1 protein-coding gene and 1 pseudogene are annotated in these 10,479 nt (G+C 56.3%); both read left to right on the top strand.

Going from position 1 to position 10,479, the window contains the following annotated elements; genetic code table 11:
- Positions 1 to 2,069: pseudogene (locus MJ639_RS17675) on the top strand (hypothetical protein); the annotation flags it as partial.
- Between the two features lie 600 nt (positions 2,070 to 2,669).
- Positions 2,670 to 10,479 (top strand): cadherin domain-containing protein (locus MJ639_RS17690; protein ID WP_279306694.1); only part of this gene is annotated, 7,810 nt, incomplete at its 3' end.

A 10,479-nucleotide genomic window follows, 5' to 3' on the forward strand; every position in this document is an offset into this window, starting at 1 on the left:
CGGCGGCCGAGCTTGAGGCGATCCTCGACGCTCTGACCTTCGATCCGGGCCCGGCCGGCAACACGGTGTTCACGATCCGCGTGACGGATCCGAACAACACCACGGCCACCGGCACGCAGACCGGCACGATCACGGTGAGCGCGGCCAATGACGCCGCACCGGCCCTGGGCAATGTCGGCACGACGGTCAACGCCGTCACCAACGGCACGGCCACGGTCGATCCGTTCAAGAACGTGACGATCACCAACGAAGCCGCGCAGTCGATGACGATGACGATCTCGTTCACGGCGGCGAACGGCACGCTCGGCGGTACCTCGGTGGCCGGCGTGACCGCGGGTGGCGTGATCACCTACACCTTCACCGGCACGGCGGCTCAGCTCGAGGCGATCCTCGATGCGCTGACCTTCGATCCGAACGTGGCCGGCAACACGGTGTTCACGATCAACGTGACGGATCCGAACAACGCCACGGCCACCGGCACGCAGACCGGCACGATCACGGTGCACGCTACGGACGGTGCGGCCAACCCCGCTCCCACAATCACAGTTGTAGCTGCCGATGCTACTACGACGGCTTGGGATACCGGACCGGTGGTCAATCCGTTCAAGGGTGTGACAGTTAACGATACGGGCGCTCTGAAGCTCACGATCTCCTTCGTGGATCAGAACGGCACAATGGGGAATATCGGACTCGCCACGACTAACACTTACAATAACACAACAGGTATCCGGACCCTCACTTTCGAAGGCTTCACCGCTGCTCAGCTCAATGCGATCTTGGCGGCGCTGACCTTCGATCCTTCGGATACCCTCGGTACGCTCGGAGGCACTCTGGATACCTTCTTCACCATTAAGGTGAGCGATGGTGTGACTGAGGTCGAGAACGCGACCCCGGTCAAGGTCGTTACTTCGATCTCGAAGAATGCCTTCCCGGTCATCGTGATCGATCCGGACACGGGTACGTCCACCGTTCTCGACAACGCGGACGGCATCCATGCCTTCAAGGGTCTGACCTTCGTGGACACGGATGCTCTCAAGGTGGAAATTACCTTCCTCGAAGCTCACGGTAGCCTGGTTATTCCGGATGGTTTGGCCAAGTTCATCGACGGCGCCCCTTCGACCTCTGAAGGTAAGATCACCTACAAGTTCAAGGGTACGGCGGACCAGCTCGAACTCCTGATGGACATCTTGAAGTTCGACGTTAAGCCGCAGGCCGGCGTTCCTGCTGGCGATCTCACCACGACCACCTTCTCGGTGAAGGTCATCGACGACAAGCATGGCGGTGCAGGCACCACCACCAGCGACATCGTAGTCAAGTCGATTGCGGCCAAGACCGCCTTTACTTCCGGTACGGCGGTTCCTGTGGTGTCCGAGATCTTCAGCACCAATCAGGAAGTGGGTACGCTTCTTGCCACCCTGGGCGGCAAGAATGTCACTTACACGCTCGTCGATCCGGCTGGTGGCCGTTTCGCTATGGATGCCAATGGCAAGATCACGGTGGTGAGCGGTCTGCTGATCGACTACGAGCAGGCTCGCTCTCACAACATCCGTGTTAAGGCTACGGTCGAGGGCGGCGCTACGTTCGAGCAGGTGATCACGATCGCCGTGGGCAATGTCGGTACCGAGAAGATCAGCGGCACCAACGGCGCCAACGTATTCTACGGCGGCACCGGCAACGACGTGATCAAGGGCTTTGGCGGCAACGACAAGATCGGCGGCGGCGCAGGCAACGACCTGCTCTATGGCGGCACGGGGCGCGACATCTTCGTGTTCAACACCGCGCCGCACAGCTCGCGCAACAAGGACAAGATCCTTGATTGGGTGACCCGTGACGACACGATCTACCTGGAGAACGCGGTCTTCAAGATGCTCAAGAAGACGGGCGTGCTGAACAAGGTGTACTTCACGGTCGGCGCCAAGGCGACGGACAAGTATGACCTCGTCGGCTACAACAAGCTGACCGGCGACGTGTGGTACGATGCCAATGCCAACAAGGCCGGCGGTCAGGTCGTCTTCGCCAATGTCGGTAAGAACAAGGGCCTCACCAACCTCGACTTCATCGTCATCTAAGTTCAGATGACAGTCTGACGATCAGCTCCGGCGGCTCTGCTGCCGGAGCTTTTCTTTTTGGAACAATGCTTTTTGAAGTACGCCGATGCAGTCTTGGGCCTTCAAGGGCAATGCTGGGTGAAAGACCATCCAGACTCTGTTTTGATGATCCATCCAGAGTTCCCGGCGACGCGACAGCCTCAGCCCCTCTGATTCCAATTCGTGTAGGGAAGGGGGCTCTCTGCCTGTCAGCGAAAACCGATACCTTCGAACTTTCCATGTTGCCCGCCCGGTCCCTAGGCCTCGACGTCATGCATCGCCAGCAAGATTTTGCAGAGAGCCATAAAGCCACGGTTGCGCACTCAAAAATTACCCAAGAGCAAAGGTTAATGCGGCCCTGGGCAGAGTGTATGGATTGCAATTATGCACTTTTAAGTTGCGCAATCTTGGGGTCGGCCGGATGCAACCTCTACCATTCACTCAAGGCAGGATTCAAATCTTGCGTGAGAAGGGTAGAACAGGTTGCAATTATGCAAAAAAGCAATATGGCTCCGTCTTGAAACATGATAACGTCGCGTCAGATCCTTAATCTCACCCTTAAACTTACAAGGAATGAGCAACATGACGTCGCCGACCTCCCTGGATATCTTTGATGCGTCTCAGCCTTACGAGCCACAATCTGTAGGCGCTACTTTGGCCGAGCCTTTGACGCCCGTATCCTGGAAGACGGCTATGATAGCCAGTGCTAGGCTGCCTTCCAGCGTGAACGGCAGTCCCCAGTGGGTGACCCTCCAGAACGGCAACATCATGGCCGTTTGGGTGAGTAGTGGTAAAGTTGTTGGGCAGGTCTTCAATCCTGACGGGACAATTGCGGCTTCCGATCCGATCGTGATCGCGTCTTCCGCTTCCGGCAATGCTTTCAATCCAATGGTTACCGTCTTGGCAGACGGAAAGATCGCTGTCGGCTGGCAATATTCGATTCCGCTTTTTTCGGGCGGTCCCCTTCAGCATACGATGTGGGTCAGGACACTGGCGCCAGACGGAACGGCATACCCTGCTGGCCATCCGAACCTCGCATCCAAATCTATCGCGTCCTCGTCTTCCACTGCTTGGAACCAGGGAGCGATTATCGCGACAGATGATGGTTTCGTCGTGAGCTACGGCGCCGTTGGCGGAAAGACCATCTTCAGTGCCGTGCACAGAGTCGATGACACAGGAATAACTCTTCAAAAGACTACGTCTCTGACTGGCGTGACGACCACGAACGTCTATGAGCAACCGGCTCTGGCCTATCTCGGCGGCGGTGTATACGTCACAGTCGGCGTCGAGACGACCACTAACACAAATACAGCCGGCACCATCACTGCTTATCTTCGTGATAGCGCAGGTAATCCTTATGGCTTGGGCAAGGTATCGATCAACGCAGGTGTTTCGGCTAACGATTCCGTAAACACGCTCGCGGTCACCAAGCTGCAAGGACAGGACGCCTTTGCCATAACTTGGAAAGACTCAACAGGAATTAAGGTCCAGGTCTTTAACAAAGACGGCTCCACAAAGACCACCATCAAGACCGTCTTTGCCAATACTTTCGCAGCAACGTCTCCATCTCCTGAAATTATTGCGCTGAAGGATGGCGGCTTTGCGATCGCATTCCAAGACAGCAACGGTATTTATCTCGCTCAATACGACGCGTTATTTAATCTTGTCGTTGCTCCGGTAAAAATCGGATCAAGCCCCTCCGACGGTAAGTATTCTCCCACGCTCAACGAGATGGAGGATGGCCGCATCGTCGTCGGCTGGGTGCTGGACGGAGCTTCAGGAACTTCGACTGCCTATGGGCAAATCTTCGATCCGCGCATCAGAAGTGATTCGACTGTCGGTATCATCTGGTCGGATACCAAGAGCGAGGATGATGTTTTCTACGGCACGAAGCTGGGAGATACTCTGAACGGAGGTAGTGGCAACGATCGTCTGAACGGCTATGACGGTCATGACGAGGTTCATGCTGGCTCAGGCACCAATACGGTGGAGGGCGGATTAGGTAACGACACCCTCGTTGGTGGATCGGGTCTCGACACCTTGGACGGCGGAGCGGGTACCGATACGGCTTCTTATGTCGATTACGAGTCTGCTGACGGAAAGACCGGTCTTATCATCAATATCGCGGATCCGACTAAGAATACCGGGGATGCCGAAGGCGATACCTATATCAGCATAGAGGCTTGGCACGGATCGAATTTCAACGACACCATCGAAGGGACCAACCTTTCGACCCGCGATATCATTAATGGCGGTGCAGGTGACGACGTCCTGTACGGCTATGGCGGAAATGATTCTCTGACAGGTGGCTCCGGCCAAGACTATCTCGATGGCGGCGTCGGAGCTGACATTTTGGTTGGCGAAGCCGGAGACGATACCTTCATCATCGACGATCTTGGCGACACGATTGTCGAGATCACCGACGAGGCGGGCGGCAGAGACACCGTGATTCTGCAAGGCGCGGCCTTCGGTTCGTCTTACGCTCTTGCCGACGGCTTGGAGAATTTGACGGCGGGCGCCGGCACCGGCAGCATGACCCTAACCGGAAATAATGCTAACAACATCATTATCGGAAACACGTTCGATAATACGCTGGAAGGTGGCATCGGTGACGATACCCTGGATGGCGGCGGAGCGCTCAGCGGCGCAGATTCTCTGGTGGGCGGCGTTGGCAACGACACGTATCACCACCGTTCCGTCAATGACATCATCAAGGAAAGCAAGGACGCGGAGGGTGGCACGGCAGATGCCGTGATCATTCATGAGTCCGTCCTCGGCCCAGATCGAAAGTTCACCGCAGGGTCCGCCCTTGAAGGTATAGAAATTATCAAATTCGCTGAGGATGTGACCAAGGGAGTTTGGGTCGTCGGCCACGTTCAGGCCAGTACAATCGAGGGCACCATTTATGGCGACACCTTGGATGGCGGCGGCGCGGCGTCCGGCAAAGACGTATTGAAAGGCGGCGCGGGCGACGATCTCTACATCGTCAAGAATCCGGGCATCATCGACATCGTCGAGACCGATGGTCTCGTGAATGGCCGTGACACGGTGGAAATCCAGGGTTCTGAAGTTACCAGCTATACCTTGCAAGATAACGTCGAACGGCTGGTTGCCGGCAAGGGGACCGGCATCATCGAGTTGATCGGTAATAGTGCCGCTAATGAGATCATCGGCAACGCCTATGAGAACACGTTGCGGGGCGGTGCCGGTGGCGATACCCTGGATGGCGGCGCGGGCGACGACATCTATTACGTTGATGCCGGTGATCATATCCGGGATAGCAGTGGATACGACATCGCCTATGTAAATGGCTCCTTCTCGCTCGATGACGATGTCATGATCGAGGAGCTGATTGCTGAAAGCGTAGGCGCGACCATCATCGGCAACAACCTAGCGAACAGCATTACTGGCAGCAGCGGTGCTGATGTCCTTAAAGGCGGGCTCAACAAGGCCGGGCTGGAGGGGGATACCCTCGATGGCGGTGGCGGAGCCGACGTCTACATTGTCTCTAACAGCAAGGACGTCATCAAAGACAGCGGCGGCTTTGATACGTTGATCCTGGCGACCAACAGCTACGCTCTGAAGGATGGTCTTGAGATCGAGCAGATCATCGTCGACTCTGACAAGAAAGCTGAGTCCTTCACCATCACCGGGAACAGCTACGCTCAGACGATCAGTGGCGGTGACAATGACGATGTGATCACCGGCGGTGGTGGCGCGGATATGCTGATCGGCGGTGGTGGTAATGACACCTATTACATCAGCGATGCCGCAGCGCAGATCAGCGATACTGTTGGGACCAACACAGTCTATACCACGGTGAGCTATACTCTGGGCGGTGCCGCCAATGTCGAGCTATTCCAGAACCAGACCTCGACCGGTCTCGAGATGGTCGGTAATGCCTTCGCTAATTCCATCGTAGGCGGCTCGGGCGCCGACACTCTCGATGGCGGTGTCGGAGCAGGCCGAGACACGCTGAAGGGCGGTGATGGCGGCGACACCTATGTCGTTCGGGCCGGCAACACAGTCATCGAGGAGAGCGGCGGCAGCGGTATCGATACCATCAAGGCGAAGGTCAGCTACACGCTGCAGAGTGGCGTTGCCGTTGAGATTCTAGAAGTTGACACGACGGTGGGCATCGCGCTGACCGGAAACGAATTGGCGAACACGCTGACCAGCGGAGCGGGCAGCGATACGCTCGACGGTGGCAAGGGGGCCGGCAACCGCCTGACGGGCGGCGATGGTGACGATACTTTCATCATCCGCAATCTGGATGACGTGGCTTTGGAGGAGCTCAACGGGGGCACCAACGATACGGCGATCATCAAGGTCAGGGGTTATGACCTGACCAAGCTGAAGAACATCGAGAATATTATTTTCGACTACGATCCCAATCCTCCGTCCGTGACCGCACTCGCTTTCGACGAACATCCGGATGAGGGGACGCTTATCGGTTATATCGACTTGTCGGAGCTCGATGACGACATCGTCGGTGGTCCGGTTCTCTCTGGCCCTCTCAAGGATGCGGTTACGCTGCATAAAATTAGTGCCACGCGCTATGAGGTCCGTGTATCAGCATCCGGGAAGGATCTCCTCAACTTCGAGAGCACGGCTTCCAAAGTTCTGAAAGTCAAGATCACGAATTCGTTCGGGAATGAAGCGACCTCGGACCTGACACTTGATATCCGTGACGTCAACGAAGGTCCAACGGACATCAGGCTCAACGACGCTATTGGAGTCGAAGTCGAGGAGAACACGACCGTAATCGGTGTTCTGACTGCCACCGATCCGGAAGGCAATGCCATCGTCAATTATAAGATCGTGGGGGGAGATCCGGAGGGATTCTTCACTGTCTTCAAGAATGGCGACAAGTTCGAGATCCGTGTCGCCTCGGACAAGAAGCTTGATTATGAGAAGCTTGCATCTCACATCTTTAATCTGCAGATCGTTGGAACCGATGAACTCGGAGAAACAACCAGTACGCCTGAGACGCTCACCATCACAGTCGGAGACGTCGATGAGGCACCGGAAGGCTTGAGCCTTTCGGCCAAGACGGTCATCGTTAATTCTCCGGATGAGGTTGTCGTCGGCGTTCTCAAGGGTTTCGACCCCGAAGGAAACGCCCTCTCATATACGTTGGCCGGAGCGTTATACGACAGCGGGGCTCTCACTATCGCGTATAGTGATTTCTATAGCGCGTGGGTGCTCAAAGTTCTTAATGGAAGCCTTATTACGAGTGACTCCGACGGAAAAATTGTCATCACTGCTTCCGATGGTGGAAAAGAAACATCGATCACGGTCGATCTGAATATCCTAGATAAGAACACCACGCCGACAAATGTCCGCTTCGCTGGATCTGCTACCATTGTCGATCATGCTGCTGAGGATAAGGTTGTCGGTATTCTCGAGGTCGATGATCCGGATGGGCAGGAGCTGACCTTTAGCGTCTGGAGTAGCCTTGGCATCGACGATGTGGTCAGAGACTACTTCTATGTCGTCAAGAATGATTGGGGTCAGTACGAGCTTCGGGTTCGGAAGGGTACAGATTCGCTCATTTACAACCCGAGCGGCGACAACACGTTCAAGATTTATGTCACGGTTTCGGACGGTATCGACAGAAGCGCCGAGACGGAGTTGACGGTTACAATCACGGAGAACTTTGGTCCGACGGGTATTGCGCTTGACGCCGATCTGGTGGATTGGCGCGGTAATATCGTCATTCCGGATGATGACGATGGAACGGTCATCGGCCTCATAAGCGCGTCCGATCCTGAGGGGGATGCGTTCACGTACTCGGTTGAAGGCACCATGGCCGGTATCTTCGACATCAAGGCCGGCGATGAGCCCGGGACGTGGGTGCTCTACGTTCGCGATGGATCGGGGCTTGATCTGTCGACGCGCACGAGCCTCACGGTCAGGATCGTTGCGACCGACAAATGGGGCCATGCATCCTACCAGGATGTAACGCTTTATACGCAGGCTCTGCCGCCGAACCGGGCTCCGACCGATCCGACGACCTCGTTCGACCTTGAGGAAGGTGTCACGGGTGAGGTTCTAACCCTGGATGATCAGGACGATGACGGCGAGACGATCACTTACAAGTTCAGGTGGTCGGACAACTCGTTGCACGACACAAGCGAGGACGGCCTGTTCCGCTTCGAGGGTAACAAGCTCGTGGCCGTCACAGCGATCGATGTGGGTGAGGACACGCTGAAGTCCTATATCGTGGTGGCTGGCGACGGCTCCGGTGCTGATAATCAGTACGTGGAAGGCACCATCGACATCACGATCAAGTATGCCGATGAGACCACGGGCAACCACGCCCCAACCGATCCGACCCGTGCGATCGAATGGCTGGAAGGCGCGACAGGCGAGGTCTTGACGCTTCCGGGTATTGATGTCGATGAGGAGACGATCACCTACAAGTTCAAGCACTCGAACGGCGAGTTGAGCTTCACCAGTGAAGATGGTCTGTTCCAGTTCATCGGCAATAAGCTGTATGCGATCGCATCTGCCGATGTGAACGGGGATACTCCTAAGACCTATGATGTGGTGGCGACGGACACCGCAGGTGCTCCCAACAGCACCGTGACGGGCACGATCACCATCACTATCAAGGAGAACGGGATCCTTCCCAATAAAGCTCCGGATGATCCTTCCCGTTCGGTCGATTGGGGTATCGGCTTCGAAGGCGAAGTGATCGTCCTGGACGATAAGGACGATGACGAGCAAACCATCACCTACAAGTTCAAGTGGGCGGATGGTACTCTGCACGACGAGAGCCAGGATGGACTGTTCAAGTTCGTCGGGAACAAGATGGTTACGAACAACTCTTCCGCGTTCATCACGGAAGATGTCACCAAGGCCTACATCGTCGTGGCCGATGACGGCACCACGGCCGACAACCACAGCGTGACGGGCGTGATCAAGGTCTCTCTGAAGGCAGAGGGAGCGAGTGGCAATCACTCGCCGACCGATCCGACCCGCTCCATCGAGTGGAAGGAGGGCGAGCTGGGCCTCGTGCTCACGCTGGCCGCGACAGATCTCGACGGTGACACGATCACTTACAAGTTCAAGTGGTCGGACGGCACACTGCACGATGTCAGCCAAGATGGCCTGTTCCAGTTCGTCAACAACCAGCTGACAGCTATTGTGGCCTCGTCCGTCGAATGGGATATCACGAAGACTTATGATGTCGTAGCCAATGACGGGTCGGCGGACTTCAACAACACCACGGAAGGCACGATCACCGTCACCATCAAGAATGTCGACGAGGCGACCGGCAACCATTCGCCGACCGATCCGACGCGCTCCATCGAATGGTCCGAGGGCGTGTTGGGCGAGGTCATGACCCTGGCCAGGGTGGACATCGATGGCGAGACGATCACCTATAGGTTCAAGCATTCGGACGGGTCCCTCAGCAACACAAGTGAGGATGGACTGTTCAAGTTCGTCGGCAACAAAATGGTGGCGATCGCGACCATCGATGTGACTGAAGACACGCCGATGTCTTACGCTGTGGTGGCCGACGATGGGACAACAGCGAGCAACCACAGCACGGAAGGTACGATTACCGTCGTCATCAAGAATGTCGATGAGGTGACCGGCAACCATGCTCCAGCAGATCCGTCGCGTTCGGTCGAATGGTCGGAAGGCGTGCTCGGTGTGGTTCTCTACTTGGACTCCACTGACCTCGATAGTCAGATCATTAGCTACAGGTTCAAGTGGTCAGACAATTCGCTGCACGATACGAGCGAGGATGGTCTATTCAAGTTCGTCGGCAACAAATTGGTGGCTCTTGTTGCCATCGATGTGGGTGAGGATACGCTGAAATCCTACGTTGTGGTGGCCGACGACGGCACGACGGCCGACAACCACAGCGTTGAAGGCAAGATCGACATCACCATCAAGTACGCTGACGAGGCGACGGGCAACTACGCCCCGACCGATCCGACCCGGTCAGTCGAGTGGCTCGAAGGGGCGCTCGGCGAAGTGCTTGTTCTTGCCTCGACGGATCGCGATGAGGAGACGATTACTTATAAATTCAAGTGGTCGGACAACTCGCTGCACGACACCAGCGAGGACGGCCTGTTCCAGTTCGTCGGCAACAAGATGGTGGCGATCGGCACTAGCAGCGTGAGTGTGGATACGCCCTTCGAGTATATCGTTGTGGCGGATGACGGCACGACAGCTGCCAATCACCAGGTGGAAGGCACGATCACCGTCCTGATCAAGGAGAACGTCCCGAATCGTTCGCCTGCTGATCCGAGCCGTGTTGTTGAGATTGCGGAAGGGACTTTGGGCGATGTTGTGACGCTGGCGCTCAAGGACGATGACGAGGAGACGATCACTTACAAGTTCAAGTGGTCGGACAACTCGCTGCACGACACCA

It is taken from the genome of Microvirga solisilvae (assembly GCF_022808595.1).
Taxonomy (GTDB): domain Bacteria; phylum Pseudomonadota; class Alphaproteobacteria; order Rhizobiales; family Beijerinckiaceae; genus Microvirga; species Microvirga solisilvae.